A 19,140-nucleotide genomic window follows, 5' to 3' on the forward strand; every position below is an offset into this window, starting at 1 on the left:
AAGTCAAAATAAGGAAAAACGTTTAATTATTCACTCGATTTATATACGTCGTCGTTTCCTTTGTAGATGAAATAATCATAGAAGGCTTTATTATTCGATTCATTCCCGGACGAAGTTGCATAAAGTCCGAATACAGCGCCTACGAATCCTCCGGCTGTTTTTGTGCTCAAAAAAGAGGCGTCCAATTTTTTCCCGAGCGATTTCCATTCCTCTTTATTCCACGAATAATGGAAAGAATAGCGTGAGCCTTCGGATACAATCTTTAAGCGGATATCCTCGCTCTGTAATTCGGCAGGTATAATCGCTTCTTCGATCAGCTCCGTTTCGTTTCCGTCGGTCGATTTAAATAATTGAACAACGTTATTAAGTTTATTTTTCGATTTGCACAAATAGTAAAAATGTTTTTCGTTCTGAAAAATTATCAATCCGGCTTTTTCAAATTCTGATAAAGGTTTAAAACTTAATTTTGTTTCCGCCGAGCATTTAATATGCTGCTGCCTGAAGCCTGCAAAAGACGGATTGCCGTAACCTGCGCAAGTTTCAGGTCTTAGTTTTATACTCAGAAATCCATTTCTTTCTTTCAGGTCGAACCATTTTTCTTCCGGGGTTCTCAGGAAAATCCAGTCGCCGGATAATTCATCAACGCTAAAATCGTCAACTATGGAAAAATTGCCGCTGTATTTTCGCACTGCAAAATCTTTAGCCGGTTTAACGGGATACGGATAATAATATTGAACTTCTTCATAATCGGGATTAATAACGGGCCATCCGTCAATCCATTTAACGGGAGCAAGAAAAGTTTCTCTGCCGGTATTGTAATAACCGTTGTCGTAAGGCCGGCAACCGAGAAAGACAGCCCACAAGTCGCCTTCGTCCGTTACTACAAAATCCGCATGCCCGGTAGAAGTAACGGGATTTTTGCGGTTAGGGTCGAGGTGCCTTTGGGTAAGTATCGGATTTTTTTTGTAAGACTCGTACGGTCCGAATAAGCTTTTACTTCTGAAGACAACCTCCGAATGATTTTCGCCCGTTCCGCCTTCGGCGGCAATCAAAAAATAATAACCGTCTTTTTTGAAAATGTGAGGTCCTTCAATCCAGACCGGTTTTTTGGATAAATCCGTTCCGCCGTTTATAAGGATTCGTTCATCCCCTATCACTTTGAGACTATCGAGGTCAAGCTCGTAGATTCTGATTGTTCTGTGACCGTCGTACAAAGGCTTGTTGTCCGGGGCTACGCTGTTATAAACGATGTAAGCCTTGCCGTCGTCGTCAAAAAAAGGAGACGGGTCAATACCGTTAATTTCGGGAATCCAAACCGGATTCGACCATGGACCGGCAGGATCTTTTGCCGTCACTATAAAATTTCCTCCCGCATCTACGAGAGTGCAAGTTATATAGAAAAGTCCTTTGTGATATCTGATTGAAGGCGCAAATACGCCCCGGGATACGCCGAGCCCGTTTGTATTCATTTGCTCTTTCCTGTCGAGCGCGTGCCCGATCAATTTCCAGTTCACCAAATCTTTACTCTGAAAAACAGGTATACCAGGGAAATAAGCAAATGAAGAATTTACCATGTAATAATTGTCGCCGACTTTGCATATGCTCGGGTCGGGATAAAAGCCCATCAAAATCGGATTAGAATATTTTTCCTGCGCGTTATACACGCATACCATTAAAAATAGCAATAAGAAAACTTTTTTCATTTTCACACTATTCTATTTTAGTTATTCAATAATCAAAATTACACGGCAATTAATACCACACAGCCCTAATCCCTAGCACCTAATCCCTAACACCTAATCACTGCATTCACTTTCCGGAGGGCCCAAATAAGAATAACCGACCTTCCCTGTTTCTATAACGATTTTTTGAATTACCACTCCGGAATCAATAGCCCATATTTTCAATACATGCTTACCGGGATGTTCAACAATATGCGCGGTTTGTTGTATGTTAATATTATCAGCCACCCATTTCTCCCACAATTTAAGATTGACGCCTTTATGCATATTGACAATTACCGGTTTTTCGTCGTCCAGAGAGACGGCAAATCGAAGCCCGATACTGTCTTCTGCATGATGGTCGTTGAAATCGAGCGTTGGCGATAAGTAAACATTAACGTTAATTTTCCCTTTTTTGAACAGATAGATATCATATTCCAGGCGCGGACTTTCATTCGAAAGTTCTACTTCAGCCGTTACGGGAAAGAACGTGACCGCGGACGACGTTCGTCCAAGATTCGGAATTGTAACCCATTTAATATTTCCGGATTCTATTTTGCGCGAGTAATCCCGCGCTTCGATGGAGACGTAATTGTTGGTTTCAACAAAATAATTATTGCAATCAATTTTTCCGGGATTTTTAATAACCGCGTTTATTGCGCAAACATCGTCATCAGGTCCGGATATTTTAATAACGTAATTGTTATTTCCTTCTTTTGCCTTTTGCCAATCAACCGAAACGAATATTCTCTCTTCCGTATCAACCGTTCCGGTATTATTTTCAATAATAAAAATATCGTCGGCAACTATTTTATAATCGAACGGCTTTTGTCCCCTGTTAAAAATTTCGATGTAATATTTCTGTTTACAAAACGATTCGAAGGCAGGAAGCGAAAGCTCTTTAGAGTCAGGGTAAAAATCCTGGGAGCCTTCAACGGCAACGCCCATTTCAGATATATTAGAATTTTCGATTACTTCATATTTAGGGATGTAATTTTTATCCGGCTGCTGCCAGTAAGTATATCCGATGTGAGTCTGCGACATCATATGATTCCATTTTCCGCCGGCAACTTTGGTATGATAATATTCGGTTATTAGCGAATCCCTTTCGAACAATTCAATAACTTTTTGAGCCGTCTGGTTTGTCAACACCCTCTTCTGCTTTGTATAGAGACGATTTTTCGCCGTTGCGTAGTAGAGTTCATAAAGATTCGAAGAAGCTTCTACAGGATGAAGAACGAGTTGATAGTAAGCGTCGCGATATTCGGCGGGCAGTTTCCGATCGATCATTTTAGCTTTTTCATAAAGTTTTTTATACTCTTCAGTAACTCTTTCAAATTCGCGGAAATTAACCAGGCTGTAAGTTTCCGGCGAAAGCAATTCCGGTTTTCTGCGCGAATTATATTTAGTGTACTTATCAAGAATGTCTGCAATATCCCGGGCATATTTTTCGCCGAATTGCTCTTTAGCCCATTCGTAAGAATAATCGTGAAGTTTTTCCAGAGGAATAAATTCCGGATTCCAGGCATAGTCGAGGAAAAAGTCGATCGGGAATTCCATCGGTTTGATATCGCCGACATTTACAATCCAGATTTTCCTGGCTCCGTATTCGTAAGCAAGATGCATTTGTTCCCAAACGCGTTCAATTTGATTTGTATTAATCCATTTATAATTTCTCGGACCCCCGACATAATCGTAATGGTAATAGATTCCGTATCCCCCTTTACGCGGTTTTTCATTCAAGTCCGGCAACTTTCTGATATTTCCCCAGTTATCGTCGCATAACAGCAATGTAACGTCGTCCGGCACGCGCATACCTTTATCGTAATATTCCTGAACTTCTTTATAGAGCGCCCAAACTTGAGGAGTTTTTTCGGCTTTTTTACCGGTTACCTCTTCGATAATTTTTCTTTGATCTTCTACAATTCGTTCCAACAAAGCAATATTAGCATCCCGGCTCATCGGTTCGTCGCCGTCGCCGCGCATTCCGATCGTAACGATGCTTTCGTATCCGTTCATTCTTTTAATGCCTTCACGCCAGAATTCTCTCAATACGCTGTCGTTTTTTGTATAGTTCCACGGTCCTTTTCCGTACCTTGCCCATTCAACGTGAGCTCTCATCATCGGCTCGTGGTGCGATGTGCTGATTACGATGCCGTATTCGTCCGCAAGTTTATGATTTAAAGAGTCGTCGTCGAAAAAGGATTTGCCCCACATTGCAGGCCATAGAAAGTTTCCTTTCAGACGGAGAATCAGTTCAAAAACATGCTGATAAAACTGATGATTGAAACCGCCGAATTTTTCATAAGCCCAGCCTGTCAACGCAGGGGCTTCGTCGTTAATGAAAATGCCGCGGTATTGAACCGCCGGCTCTCCCATAGTAAAATTAACGGGCTCGACGTAAACGGCTTTCTTTTTCTTAACCGGCACGTCAGCCCACCAATACCAGGGTGAAACTCCCATTTTTTCCGATAAATCGTACATTCCGAAAATCGTTCCGCGCTTGTCGCTGCCCACAATCAACAACGCTTTTTTTACTCCCGGTAAAACATCCTCCGCGGTAACAATAACAAATTGTTCCCATTTGCCGTCAAGTTTTTTCAAATCGATTTTATTTTGATCGATCAATTTTTTGATCAAACCGCTCTTGTTGTACGTTCCGACGATGATGGCAAAATCGGTTGCCGGATAGCCGGAGGCATAAACTTCCGGTTTAATATCAGTAACTGCTTCGATATCCCGGCTCAGTTGTCGAATTACTCTTATAACGCCGGAGTAGTCGTCTTTGCTGTAAAAAATCGGAGCGGCTTTGCCGTTTTCCGCAATTGTAAAAGCGGCTTTTTCTTTTTGCGTTGTAATATAATTTCCGGCATTTAAAATACCGTTGTTAAAAGCAAGCAGACTTATAATCAAAACGATTAATTTCTTCATAATAATTCCGGTGTAATAAATTTTTAATATAAGAAGAAGTCAGGCTCGCAACAGCGGCGAGCCCGCCTCTTATTTCATTAGCAACATTTGTTTTGTTTCGGAATAATTGCCTGCTTCCAGACGGTAGAAGTAGACGCCGCTTGAAAGATCCGAGGCGTCGAATGTAACCGTGTAAGAACCGGGATTTTGCACGCCCTGTACCAAAGTTCTCACTTCGCGTCCCAGCACATCGTAAACTTTAAGCGAAACATTGACGGACTTCGAAAGCGAATAATTAATCCTCGTTGTCGGGTTAAACGGATTGGGATAGTTATTCGACAAATAGAAATCTTTAGGCAGATCGTCGATTTTTTCCACCGATACAACTACCGAATCGAGGTAATTTCGAAGCCATGTCAATGCGGGTCTTTCCGTACCGTTAGCGTCAACCAGGTAGGCTCTCTGCTCGTTTCTCCAGAGACCGGGTCTCCATCCCCAGAGAGTAATGCCTTCTACCGCGGGGTGCTCCCACAATACCGGGAAAATTCTTTGATAGTCCTGAAGTTGTCTTTCGTCAGTCATTCCGTCAATGTCGAGTTCCGTTACCTGAATCTTCAAACCGGTCGACGCCAGCGAGTCGAGATTCTTTTTTATAACTGAAACCGCGGTATTCAACGAGAATGCGTGCCCCTGAACGCCGATTACGTCGATTAAATTTTCAGCCTGCAATAATCTTATCAATTTGAGATATGCGCTTGTATTGGCAGAGCTGTTAATAATATTATAATCGTTAATCATCAATTTTGTTTTGGAAGGGAAAATTTCCCGGGCCATTTTAAATGCGTTAATTACCCAGTCCCATCCGGTTGAGCCTTCGCCTCCCAGCGCGCCTCTGTACTGAGCCGGCGCATGGCTCGGCAGCGGCTCGTTAACAACCTGCAAATAATCGATGTCGGGATATCTGTCGGCTACTGCCTGGAACCATTCGCGAATTTCTTCGAGTTGTTCTTCTGGTTGAAGATTGTTGATCCATCCGGGTTGTTGCTGACCCCAGACAAGAACGTGAAAGACAAATTTGAATCCGTTATCTTTAGCCAGATTATAAGCGGCATCGAGTCCGCCCCAGTTCATCTGGTCGCGAGCCGACTCTACGCTTCCCCATTTGCCTGCATTTTCCGGAGTTACGGCATTCCAGTAAGCCGCAAAATTCGGAGCCTGCGCAGTGCTGTAAGCCGAGCCTAAAAATTTCGGTTGTTTCGAAGCAATCGGTGGACCCGCCCAAACTTCGCCTGGCAGTTTGTCGCTGCCGGCGGTTTTATTTTCAAGGTTATCGACTGTGAAATAAAGATTCGATTTCCCGAATGCAATTTTATCAATATCGAGACCGTCTTCACGGGCTGCAATCTGGAATATTTTCGTCAAAGTATCCCCTTCAACTCTGAAGACAACCGGGTCTTCGCCGAAATTATTATTCGACAGATTTACCCATTTCCATACTCCTTCGCCCAGACCTCCGGGATCTTTTACAATATTATCGGGTTCGTTGAATCCTGCTACCTGAAGTTGATTGCCGAGCACCCAGTCGTCGTCGTTAAGAGTATCTTTTATACCGAAACCGTTTCCGTAGAAAAAGCTGTCGTCGTCGTATTGATTGGGACCTACTCTAACTTTGGCAAATAAATCGTAGTTTCCCGTGTCGGTAAATGTAACTTCGAAAGTAATTACTTTCGAAGCGCTGCCAGGATTTGTACTGTTGATAAAATTGGTTTTGGGAGTTACGTATGTAATATCGCCGTCCTGCAGAACATCCAAATCGCTTCCCAGCTGTCCGTCTTCTGCTTCCAGCACTATCGGTTTTAACGGAGAAGGCAAATCGTTTTTATTGATTATAGTAAGATTATCTACATAAATTGTATTGCCGGTGTTTCCGTCTTTGTTAAAATGAATCGGAGCTCTTATTACCTGCTGGTTATCGGTAATAGTAAACTCCATTGTGAACTCCTGCCATTCAGTAGTTAAATTTGCGGGACGAATAGCGCCGTATTCGTTATACGAGTAATTGCCGACGGTAAAATTAGCTTGAGCTCCGGCTTTTTCCGCCTTAGCCCAGACCGAATAAACGTAAGTGTCGCCCGGCTTTACGGGAATGCTGTCCGCTACCAATTGAATATCCCAGTCGTTAGCGCCCAGTCCATTTATAACGACTTTAAAGGCGTGATTTCCATGCTGCACCGGATTATCGACGATTTCGAAATCCGGCGGCGCAGTAACGGAAGAACCGACTTCGATGACCCAACCTTCGATATTTTCCGTTACTGGTCCCAAAGGCGTGTTCTCGAAACTGCCGTTAGTTACGAGCTGCGCATTTGCAATCGACGGAATGATTAAAAACAAAATTATCAATCCGTTCAAAACCGCAATAAATTTCCCTCTCATAGTAGCCTCCTGTTTGTATATAAATTAATATTTATTTCAATATATCTTCAAGCGTACTCAAATTAATTTGAAATAAATGTCGTAATGCTTTTTGGTTCCATCGAAATGAATAATTTACCGTCCGATACGCTCGCATCGCTTCCCATTTCGCAATTTTTGTTTGCCGATGTAGTATAAGTTTTAAATGACGATAAATTTTCGTTAATTCGAATTACATATTCCTTCTGAGTATCCGACGAATTAACGGCGACGATTACGAGTTTTTTTGTTTGCGGGTCTTGATAAGCCGTAACGTCAAAGCCGCTTAAAAATGGAGCCGTTTCGCTTTCAACTCTGTAGAAACCCGGACGAATAAATCTTGAGAACTGCGACATTACATAGCCTTTTTTGGTTACCTCTCCTTTTTTGCCGCTGTTAAACTCGCCGTCGCTTATAGGACCGTAGAAACGAACAATATACCACCAGATATAAGCGCTCATACCGCTTTTCATAACGTCGTTAATTTCTTCAGCCACCGGGAATGCTTCTGTCCAGCTATTGGGCGAAACCTGATTATCGCTGCCGGTTAAATGTTCGGTCATCCAGATTTCCTTGCCTTTTTCTTCGGCAAGAGGATAAGGCGAAAGTCCGCCGCCGTAAATATGTCCCGCAAGTATATCCAGATTGGCGCATGCAAGCGAGTCATTTAAGATAGGGTCTGAAAGCTCACGTCTGAATTGGAATGATTCCGGAGCCATTACTTTCGTTCCGACGGCAGGCGCGTTTTCTCTCAAAAATTTAATCATCTGGTCGGCATTCCAATCGCACGATTCATAGCTAACCGTGAAATCCGGCTCGTTCTGGACGGAGACGGCATAAACAGGAACGCCCTGCGACGCCATGTATTCAACAAACGAGTTCAAGTGCGCTGCATAATCGTCGTAAGCGTCTTCTCTTAATTCGCCTCCCACAAGATTATTATTAGTCTTCATAGAAGCAGGCGGGCTCCAAGGCGAAGCTACTATAGTAACGCCCATATCATGGGCTTTCTTTGCAGTGGGAACATTTGTACTCCACAAATTACTTTGAGGTTGTATACGAATTCTAAGTATCGTAAAACCAAGCTGACCGTCGTCTGTGCCGAATGCGGTCTCGATTTCCGAGTCGGTCATATCCCCCCGCCATTGAACAATATTGGCGGCTCCGAATCCTCTTATTATTTGACGTTTATTCTCCGTATTGACCGATGCCGTAGGCAGATACGAAACGGCAATATTAATCGTCGTATCGTTCTTCAGATTTACCGTTCCGTATTCTTTTTCGATAACATACGGCATTGTATTGTAATCGTTGCTTATACGAACCGAGAATTCGTCGCTTTCTAATGCCGAGGAGTTTTTATTGAGCTTTTCAAACGAAAAACTGTTCGGCAAAGGCACAAGACCGTTTCCGTTTTGATTAAAAATCATCTTTTTAACCTGCGATTCACCGCCGGCTTCCAATTTATAGAAATATATGCCGGTTGCTACTTTTTGACCGAAACCGTTTTTGCCGTCCCACAGGATACTATGCGCTCCCGCAGATTGACGTCCTACGTTGAACTTGCGAACTACTCTGCCCAATACGTCGTAAATAGTCACTTTAACGTCGGTTTCCTTATGCAATCCGTAAGGGATTGCGGCGCTGGAGGAAAAAGGATTAGGATAACTTTGACCCAAACTAAAGCTCGAAGGAATTGTAAAATCGCCTTCAACAGACGTAACGATATCAATTCTGTAATTGCCGTTATCGTCAGTAAGAGTCGAAAACCGAACGGTAGTATCGGAGTTATTTACAAAAGTAATTTTAGCTTGTTTTACGGGAAAACGGGAAGCGGTTATTTTGCCGCTAACAGAAATTGTCTGCGCAAATGAATCGGAGAAGAATAATGCGATAAAAAAGAAGAGCGGAAACAACTTGTACAAAGAGTAGCGATTGCGAATCATGTAATAACCTTTTAATTGATTGAGAAAGTAATTTTTCCTTGAATGTTTTAATCTGTATTGAATCGTTTCAATACTCAAAAGTAAGTTACGCATTTTAGATAAAACTTTAAAACAAAATCATACTATTTTTTATTTGAGAAGTAAAAGTTTGGTTGTTTTTTCAAAATTCATACTCGATAATCTGCACAAATAAAGACCCGTAGTTAAATCGGCGGCGTCGAAAAGAATTTCATATTTACCTTTTTGTCTGTATCCTTCGAACAAGGTTTTTACTTCCTGCCCTAGAGAATTATAAACTTTCAAACTAACAAACCCGTTCTCGGGAATTTTGTAAACAATTTTTGTAACCGGATTAAACGGATTCGGAAAATTCCGTATAAGTTCAAATTCATTTTCGATAATATCATTTTTGCCTACGGAAGTAAGCGTATCGGAAAGTTCGGGAGTCGTCCATGTAATCCAGCTCGATAAATCCGAGTCATAAGGGCTTATTTCGATATTCGTATTAACGGTATCGATATCGAGCAAGAATTTTTCGATGAAAGCAGTAACTTCTGGACGTTGAATATCGGGCAGCTGGCAGTGTTGATGACCGGCTACTTTGGAAAATCCGAAACGGTCGGGAACGCCGAGAGCTTTCCAAACTTCATGAGCCGCTTTGCATGCAACGTGTCCGGATTCTTCGGCAAGCCACTCGTAATCCGGATTGCCGAGTACCAACAGCGCGCGCGGAGCAATCATAGCCATCAATTCGTGATGGTCGTACGGTAATTTAGTAACGGCTGAATTAAATCGTCCCAGATCCTGATGATACCATGCATAACCTTGCGCGTTTCGCAGCCGTTCTCTGCTGCCGGGCAATTTTTCTGTTACGCGCCATGCAGCGTCGCCACCGCCGCCCGGCTCCTGCGCTATAGTCAATGCAATCCGTTCATCGAGCGCCCCGGAAAACAAAGCTATTTTACCCGCATAAGAACAGCCGGTTACAGCTAAATGTTTTAAATCGATTTTAGATTCGGGCGACATTTCAAGCGCGTCGATAATTCTGCTAACGCCCCACGCCCAGGCAATAAATTTACCCCGCTTTTTATCCGGATAAAGCTTATAAAACTGTCCGTCTCCGCGGCTTCCCGACCAACCGTTCGTAAGCTGCCATTCCATAAAATGAATTGTGGCAATTCCTCTGCTTGTAAAAAGATCCGGCGGCAAACTGCCCGTAGGAGTGAATCCCACTCCGATAACGGCGGGAAACGGTCCTTCTCCTTCCGGCAAGCTAATTGGCGCGTTTATAACCAGCGTATCGTTGTTCTCAACAATAACTATCGTCATAAGAGTATCCGTATATGTAACTTTCATATTCTCCGGTTTGGGCGGTTTAGCGCCAAGTTCGTAATGTTGAATTTCTTCGCCAATTTCAGCGCGGCGGCATCTCCATTCGAGTTTACTCGTAATCCTGCATCTGCCGTCAGACCATTCGAAAGGATCCGGCAGTTCATTAATTACAGGCAATTGACTGAAATCCGGCAGCGGCGGTTTAGCGCAATCCGCTCCCGTATTCTCAACGTCGTAAACGCGGGGCATTTCCTGTGAATAAGCGTTTATAAATAAAAAGAAGAAAGCCATTAAAAAAATTACCGAGCTATTTGTTTTCATTATATTCCCCCTGTTTATTTTAACAAAAGTAATTTAATCGATTTGCCGCTTCGTCCGTCTGCTATCTTGCAGAAATAAATTCCCGAAGAGAGTTCGGCGCCGTAATTGCTTTTACCGTTCCATCTGACCGTATGCGTTCCCGCTGTTTGATATCCCTCAAATAAATTGACTACTTCCCTGCCGAGCTGGTCGTAAATTTTCAACGATATCTTTCCGTCGGACGGAAGTGTATATTTTATTACCGTTGACGAATTAAACGGATTGGGATAATTTTGATACAATTCAAAATTCCCGGGTAAAATATTTTCCTTTGTTTCTTCAATATTTGTCGGATTTTCTCGAGGAATAAAACGCAATGTTTGTATTCTGAACAATTCTTCCGACGAGTCGCCTTTAAATAAAAGATATACGTCGTGCATACCATCTGCGGCGCCAGAAACAGGCGCTTTGAATTCCTTGAAGTCGGTCCAGCTTCCCGTATTCTCAATTTCGACCTCGGAAATTATTTCGCCGGAAAGCGAGTCGATTCTGACTTCGATTTTACCTCCGGAAGAGTTGCAGGATGCCACAACCGCAATTGAATCGGCAAAAACCGGATAATCTTCCGCTCCCAATTCCACCCCTGCATACATTGCCCAATCGTCATTATCTATTTGACTCAACAGATTCGGCGGATACCTGTTTATCATAGTTTTTGTGCCCGACTGATTTGCAGGCGAAGCGGCGTTAATATTTGTATATCCGTCGCGGTAAATGTAGAGATCGAAGTAAGCGGGTTTTCCGATTGTGTAAAGTCCCTGATAATTTCCCGTAAAGTTATTAAACTGGGTTTGTTCTTTGTCGATATCGGCGGCGTCAATTTCGTTGCCTGCCTGGAACCACCTGATTCCGTCCGCGCTGTAATATCCGTACATCTTATGCTCGTCGCGTACGAGTTTTAACCATAATACCGCTCCGATATTATTTTCAACCTCGTATTTAATATTCTCAAAACCGAACGAAATAATTTTATTTCCTTCCGTATCTGCAGTAGAGCAAAGTTTTACCTGATGAGTTTGAGGACCGTTAATAATCCATAATCCCGCTTCATGCAAGTTCGATTCGGGTTCGAAATCAATACGCGTAATTAATGAATAGTTATGCTCGCCGTCGTTTTTAATTACTGTATTTCTTCCTCCTCTTCCGATATTCGAAAGTTTTAACCATCCCGGACGTTCTGCAAGTGAATAGGAAGATGAAGGAGTATATCCCAGAAACGACCACTCGGGATGCAGTTTTTCGGAATCGAAATAATCCGAATGCGGGACTGCCCAGGGAATGCCGCTGCTGGGAAGGTCGGGCGCTAAAGCCGCATCCGGCGAAGGTCTCAAAATTTTCGGAAATCCGTCGTCGTCATAAATTACCTGACACAATAAACCCTGCCGTCCCTGAGCATACCAACTGCCGCTATGGTAACTGTGCGCAATAACCCAGCTTGTTCCGTCGTCCAATTCAACAGCCGGCGAAATATGATTCGGAGCGCTAAAATTCGATATGCTTCCAGTAAAAATATTTGTTCCGATTATTGTCCATTTTGATTTATCGTCTGTTAGAGTGTCGCTCCTCATTACATATTGACTTCCTGCCAGATGCTGTGCAAAACTGTAATAATATCGCCCGTTATGCTTCCACATTACCGGACCTTCCGCCCATCCGTAAGGATTTCCTTCCGAATCGGGATTAAGCCAGGTCATATCGAGTACATTACCGTTAGGTTGACCGTCTTCTCCAAGTTCGACTATATGATTATTCTGTCGACCGTGTTTGGTTAACAAATACCATTTGCCGGTACTATCGTCAATAAAAATCGAATTGTCGACGCCCAATCCGCTCATACCTGCAGGAACATTCATTCTTGTCGGCATACTCCACGGTCCTTCCGGCTTATCCGCTTTGACAAAATACATACTGCCGCCTCCCCTTCCGAAAAAGTGCCAATATTTATTATTGTAAAAGACCATGTGTCCGCCCCAGATTCCTCCGCCGGGACTATTGCCGTATTCCGACCATGAAGCCGAAACCGGTTGAGCTATCACTTCCCAGTGTACAAGGTCGGTGGAATGATATATTTTGGGTGTCGGATTAAAAGACGAACCGGAAGTATAAAAATGATTCCCGATTTTAGTCAAAGTCGGGTCGGGATGATCTCCCGGAATTACCGGGTTCATATAGGTTTTCGGCGTCTGGGCTGTTAACGATAAATTAATTAAGAATAAGCACAGAAGATTGAAAATAACTTTGTTCATACTCCCCCCCAAAAAAATTTCATTAATCGGCAAATACCCAAATGAAACATGAGCCGCCTTTACGGTCGGGACGCGCTCCTTCCGAATCTGCGGAGCATAAACTTCCCGCATACGGATCTGCAAACAAATATTTGTGCGTTTTCAAAGACATCAACATTATTTCTCCTCTCAACATATCAATCCATTGAAACGTCGAAGCGGAACCGTTTTCTTCCTTATCAATTCTGACCTCAGCCATTCCTCCCAAATTCTTTACTGTTACATAACCGCCCGTGGCAACAGATTGCAAAGCAATGCGCCCATCGCCTTTGTCGATCACGCGGAACAATCCATTCTCTCCTTCTGCAAATTTACTGTCGATTGGAACCGGTCTTAAAAAGTTTTTCCAATTAACAAGAATTGTACTGTCAGCGAGACTAATCAATTTTATTGTTTTGTTATAAGGAATCGGCTTAGTTAAACCTTTGCATCTTGGTTCTATTATTTCGAAGTAGTCGAAATCCGCAAAGCCGCCTTCGTTACCTCCCTTATTAAAATTGAAAAGCGCATAACGGACGCCCTGGAAAGTTTTAAGCTGATACGGCAATATTATTTTGTCGTCAATGGTAATATAATTTTCTCCGTCCGTACTGTAACTCAAATAAGCAAAATCTTCGTCGAAGTTACAATATGCCCGCAGCCATATTTTATTCGTCACAGGGATTAAATTAATTTTTTTCTGTTTTTGTTGATTATAATACTGAAGACGGTTATCGCCATCTTTGTTTTTAGTTATTCCTATCCATGCATAAGGCAGATTCAAAAGAGCCAAACCGGCTATATCGCCCCGTTTCAGATTCGATATATCGACAAGCGTAACAGCGTACGATTCGGGACCTACGGCTCTCTGAGTAAGAGTATTTCTGGCATACCAGAACGATTCGGCGGGCATCGAATGAAGCCGTAAAAATCCTTTGCGTTCATTCAACGACCATTTTTCGTCAACTGGGGCATGATTCCACTGCCATGCGTTTTTTAATTCCGGCCCGTCGAAATTATCGTCTTTTTCAAATGGCGCGGAAATTCCGGATTTAACCGATGTAAGCGGTTTACGCCAGCTTTTGGGCGAACGTTTAAGATTTCCCGGCAATCCCATATAAGGCCAGCCGCCTTTCCATGTTACGGGACTCAATACGGTAACCCTGCCAATCGAATTATAATCCATCATAGAAAAACCCCACCACTCGCCTTTATCTGTTTCTACAATGCCTCCCTGATGCATCGGAATACATCCGACATGATTTGCAGGCGCTTTTGTTAAATTAAAAGGCGGTCCGTTTTTAGTGTCCCACAAACGCCATGTTGTTCCCATACCCATATTTTCTTCTGCGCTCATAACATTTATTTCATAGGAACCGTATGGATTGTCCGCCCTGGCGCATACCTGATAACAAACCGGGTCCCAGTTCGTGATTGTTATGTAATATTTACCGTCGATTTTATAGAAATGGCATCCTTCGCCGGCTCCGCTGCCTGCCGGTATGATAATTTTTTCGGTGCCAGGAATAATATCCGTTAAATCTGCATTTAACTCGGCAATCCGTATTTCGTCATAACCCCACACGACGTATATTTTACCGTCGTCGTCAAATAAAACGGATAGATCGTGTAAGGAAACATTCATTTGATAATGCTCCCACGGACCAGCCGGGTCCGTACTTTTGAAGACCTGAGTCTTATGCCTGTTAACGTTGCTGAAGATATAAAACATCCCATTATTATATCTTATGCAGGGCGCCCAAAAACCTTGTCCGTAAATCTCTTTGCCTTCTTCAAGTCGGAATTCCGGTCCCAGATCCAATCTCCCGCACGCATATCCCAATAACTTCCAATTTACCAGGTCTTTCGAATGAAGAACCGGTAAGCCGGGCATTGTATGCATTGTCGTGCCGGTCATATAATAATCGCTGCCAACTCGAATCAAATCCGGATCGGAAAATTCTTCATAAAAAATAGGATTAGTAAAAGTCCCGTTACCGTTGTCAGCATGCCACGTGGAATTTGTCGAGTCGCTCTGCCTCGGGATAAATGTCTGTCCCGGTAAGTTTATATTGGATATACAGAAGACAGTCAAAGCAAAGAGAGTAATTTTATAGAGTCTCATACAAGATAGTTCCCGCGATATATTGATTCGACAAATTAAATTATTTTAACGGCAACCAGACTTTCATTTTCCCGACGCCTCTGTTCGACCAGAGATAGTAAGGTATCATCTTAATTTTATTGCCGTCGTTTTCGATAATTACTGCCTTAGTTTTTTCCGACAATATTTTCTCTTCTTTAACGGAGATTTTTGAATTCCGTGTAATGAATACATTTGAAAAGTTTTGGTTATCCGCTTCTTCCGCACAGTAAACGAACGGTCCCAATTCAATTGCTGCCTTATTTCTGTCATCTTTTACTTTTTCGTTTGCAGTTACTTTTTTGACTTCGCCGGGAAGCAACAATTCAACTTTGTCGCCTTTCTCCCAGAGTTTGGTAATAACCGCGTAACCCGACGAGATATTCAGACTTTGCTCTTCGCCGTTGACAAGCAATTTAATTTTTCCGTTTTGTTTGTTCGCGTAACGGTAGAGATCGCCGGGCAGCGGAATATTTCTCGACCATCCGGGTATTCTTATTTTTAATGTAAATTGCGCTGTAATCTGAGGTTCTATATTTAATGTAACTTTGTAATCCAAAGGATAAGAAGTTTTTTGAATAATCCGGACGTTTTTGTTTCCTAATTCGATATCGGCTTTACTGCCTACAAACAGATTTACAAACAGAGTATCGTCGTCAACCGAATAGATCAGACCCGGGAGCGACGGGATAAACCGTATGAGATTTGTAGGACAGCAAGAACAATCGAACCAGGATTGTCGCGTACATGCTCCTCTATTAAATTTATATACACCGTCGGATTCCAGGGGATTGGGATAAAAGAAATTTTTTCCGTCGAGCGATATGCCGGAGAGCAAACCGTTGTAGAGGGTGCGTTCGAGCACATCCATAAATTTTGAATCGCCGGTCATTCTGAATAAACGGTAATTCCAGTAAACGCTGCCGATAGCGGCGCATGTTTCGCCGTAGGCAGTCAGATTAGGCAATTCGTAATCGTCGCCGAAGGCTTCTCCTTCGTGACGCGCTCCCAAGCCGCCGGTAATGTACGTCTTTTTATTTACTACGTTATCCCACAATGTAAAAACAGCTTTTCTGTAATCCTCGTCATCGTGCAGAGCGGCAATATCTGTCATTGCGGCGTACATGTAAAGAGCGCGTACGGCGTGACCTACAGCTTCTTTCTGCTCCAATAACGGTATGTGATCCTGAGCGTATTCTCCGTATAATTTATGAGTTGTAGAATCGCCTCTGATATCGAGGAAAAACTTTGCCAGTTCCATATATTCTTTTTTGCCGGTAATCTGGTAAAGTTTAATCAGACCGGTTTCCACAATTTGATGACCCGGCGGTTTTCTGAGTTTATCCGGTCCGAAAGTTTGAACCAACAGGTCTGCGTTTTTAATTGCAATATCGAGAAAATTTCTTTTACCGGTAGCGTAATAATGAGCGGCTGCGGCTTCGAAAAGATGACCGCTGTTATAAAGCTCGTGACTGCTTTCGAGACTTTCCCACCTTTTAGAAGGCGGTTTTACCCACCATGCAGGCGGCTTTTGAGGATTTATAGTAAACCAGGTTGTCAAATAACCGTCTTCTTCCTGTCCAGTTTTTATAATCGCAATAACCGAGTCTATATAATCTTCAAGTTCTTTATTTGGACTGCTTACCAACGAATACGAAGCCCCTTCGATAATTTTATAAAGGTCGGTATCGTCAAAAGGCATTTCCCCTCTGTATTCTCCTTTCTTCTTGCCGCCCGCAACAAGAAAGTTGTCCATTCTGCCTTCTTCTTCGCACTTTTCGAAGGCATATTTGATGGTGGTTTCCTGAATTGTTTTGATTTTTGGCAGCCAGAAATCGTCGTTGACAGTCACGTTCCTTATATCGACCGGAGATATACGGTATCCGCTCCGCTTAATTTTGTCTTGCGGGAATATTAAAGAAGAAAGGAGCAGTATGAAAGCGATGATTTTCATTTGTATTTCCTATGTTTTGAATCTATTTCATAAGAATAATTTTTTTGGAATCGGCATTATCGCCTACCGCAAGTTTACAAATATAAATACCGCTGGATAACTTTTTTGCGTCGAAATTATATGAATAGACTCCCGCCGTCTTAAAGCCTTCAAACAGAGTAATAATTTCCTTTCCAAGCAAATCGTAAATTTTCAACGATACTTTGTTGGCTTTGTTAATTGTAAATGATATTCTGGTTGTCGGATTGAAAGGATTCGGGTAGTTTTGTTCGAGTATGAATCCCACTTTTTTTTCGTAATTATTTTGTTCTTGAATATCCGTAGCGTCGCATAAATTGATTGCCGTGTCGCCTTCGCCAAGCGGATAAAACTGTATACCGGAAACAGCCAATTTATCCAATGCCGCTCCGTCTTCTCTATACGATACCTTAATAATATGTTCGCCGCTTTCCAATTCAAAACTATCCAATAGTTTCCATTCCCAACCGTTTGAAGCCAAACCGTTGTACATTCGGTAATCTTGGTTGTCTACGCTAATCCAGAATGAATCGTCGTTATAAGTGGGACAATTAACTCGGGCTAACAAATAATAAACTCCCGACGTATCAATTGAAAACGGTACCGTAATAATATTTTCATCTCCTGTCGGGGCTTGATTTAAACTTTCAAGTCCGTCACGGATTGTTACATATTTGCCGTTGGAGGCATTGTCGTCTTCAATAATTTGCCAATTACCTCCCACAGTGCCGCACTCGGATTCGAGAAATAGAGATTGAGATTGGTCTTCGACAATCAGAGAATCGGTTTTGGTAAACAAACTCAGATCGACAGCTTCAGCCATCATTCTGTGTCCCGTTTCGTTAGGATGAAGACGGTCGCCCGTGTCGGCTTCGGGTAAAAGACTCAATGTATCTTCAGGATTTCTTAAAGCTCTGTCCATGTCGATAACCGCGTCGAAATACCCGCTCGTTCTTATCCATTCGTTCACTTTTTGTCTTGCGGCTTCGTGCGTTTCCGAGTAATAAAACGAGCCTTTCATTGGCAGGAGAGTCGCCCCGTAAACATAAATGCCTTTTGAATGCGCATGATAAATCATCTGTTTATATGCTTCGATTAAATCGTCGGCAACGTCAATACTGTTCGAACCGCCGATATCGTTAATCCCTTCCAGTATAATTAACCATCTAACGCCGTTCTGATTAAGAACGTCTCTTTCGAATCTGCTTAGGGCTGACGGTCCGAGACATTGTCTTAATACGCAATTTCCTCCTATGCCCGCATTCAGCACAGCAACTTGTTTTGTTTCCGGATTGGCTTGTAATCTTTTTGCAAGTTCGTCAGGCCAGCGGTTCTGTTTGTTCGTTCCCGATCCTCTGCCGTCTGTTATCGAATTGCCGAGCGTTACGACTGCGAAGGCTGAATCCGGAGCCAATACATCAATTGTATTGATTACGTACCAATGATCAGTTGTTACCGCGCCCGCAAAATCTTCTTTATCAACGTTATTTCCGGTAAGAATATACGATGTTGTTCTCGAACCCGGATGCCCTGTTACGTCGCTGGAAGTATTGCCAAAATAGATTGTAATTGCAATGTCGGTCAAAGGAGTTAAGTCGAATTCAAGCGGGTCCGAAATGACGGCAGAACCCGCCGCCATTGTTACGTTCGGCTTGCCGTTAAACGTAAGAGCTTTATCCGTCGATTTATCGATTACTCCGCTTCCTTTCGATACGGCAATATGAACTGCATTCATCGTAACAGGCGAACTGCTGAATTCATTGGAAAAGCGGACTCTCAACACATCGCCTCCTAACGAAACCCGCACGATTTGACGAATAGTATTATTTGTCAATCCCGGAGGGTCCGGCGGATTATTCTGAGGTTCCACCAACTGCGGCGAAGTTGTCCACGTACCGACCCATTTCTTATTATCCGTTTGTCCGTATACCGTTATACATGTTATAAGCATCAGTATCAGGAAATATTTTTCTACGACGACTGAAATTTTCAAAATATTATTCATCCGTAATTCCCTTATGAATTTTTTGTTATAATT

The 19,140-nt window shown here is 42.7% G+C and carries 9 protein-coding genes; all 9 read right to left on the minus strand.

The window, feature by feature from the left end; genetic code table 11:
- Window positions 1–26 precede the first annotated feature (26 nt).
- The 9 genes from ACSSWA_RS00885 to ACSSWA_RS00925 all read right to left on the minus strand — a co-directional run bounded on the left by ACSSWA_RS00885 (window position 27) and on the right by ACSSWA_RS00925 (window position 19,107).
- A complete protein-coding gene (locus tag ACSSWA_RS00885; RefSeq protein WP_437354714.1) occupies window positions 27–1,703 on the minus strand; it encodes a glycoside hydrolase family 43 protein in 1,677 nt (558 codons plus the stop codon).
- Window positions 1,704–1,796: 93 nt separating this feature from the next.
- Window positions 1,797–4,652, minus strand: coding sequence for a glycosyl hydrolase 115 family protein (locus ACSSWA_RS00890; protein WP_437354715.1), 2,856 nt, complete (start codon window positions 4,650–4,652; stop codon window positions 1,797–1,799).
- Between the two features lie 69 nt (window positions 4,653–4,721).
- Entirely contained in the window at window positions 4,722–7,067 is a 2,346-nt protein-coding gene (locus tag ACSSWA_RS00895; protein ID WP_437354716.1) for an endo-1,4-beta-xylanase, read from the minus strand.
- A 62-nt stretch (window positions 7,068–7,129) separates the two neighbouring features.
- Window positions 7,130–9,124, minus strand: a complete 1,995-nt coding sequence (locus ACSSWA_RS00900; RefSeq protein ID WP_437354717.1) for a FlgD immunoglobulin-like domain containing protein — start codon at window positions 9,122–9,124, stop codon at window positions 7,130–7,132.
- Between the two features lie 36 nt (window positions 9,125–9,160).
- Window positions 9,161–10,684, minus strand: coding sequence for a glucuronyl esterase domain-containing protein (locus ACSSWA_RS00905; protein WP_437354718.1), 1,524 nt, complete (start codon window positions 10,682–10,684; stop codon window positions 9,161–9,163).
- 14 nt (window positions 10,685–10,698) lie between these two features.
- Window positions 10,699–12,969, minus strand: a complete 2,271-nt coding sequence (locus ACSSWA_RS00910; protein ID WP_437354719.1) for a family 43 glycosylhydrolase — start codon at window positions 12,967–12,969, stop codon at window positions 10,699–10,701.
- 22 nt (window positions 12,970–12,991) lie between these two features.
- Entirely contained in the window at window positions 12,992–15,112 is a 2,121-nt protein-coding gene (locus ACSSWA_RS00915; RefSeq protein ID WP_437354720.1) for a family 43 glycosylhydrolase, read from the minus strand.
- 40 nt (window positions 15,113–15,152) lie between these two features.
- Window positions 15,153–17,084 carry a glycoside hydrolase family 127 protein gene (locus tag ACSSWA_RS00920; RefSeq protein WP_437354721.1) on the minus strand — a complete coding sequence of 644 codons (1,932 nt, stop codon included), beginning with the start codon at window positions 17,082–17,084 and terminating at the stop codon, window positions 15,153–15,155.
- A 22-nt stretch (window positions 17,085–17,106) separates the two neighbouring features.
- Window positions 17,107–19,107 carry a GDSL-type esterase/lipase family protein gene (locus ACSSWA_RS00925; RefSeq protein ID WP_437354722.1) on the minus strand — a complete coding sequence of 667 codons (2,001 nt, stop codon included), beginning with the start codon at window positions 19,105–19,107 and terminating at the stop codon, window positions 17,107–17,109.
- Between the last annotated feature and the right edge of the window lie 33 nt (window positions 19,108–19,140).

Source organism: Melioribacter sp. Ez-97 (assembly GCF_051488665.1).
Lineage (GTDB): Bacteria > Bacteroidota > Ignavibacteria > Ignavibacteriales > Melioribacteraceae > Melioribacter.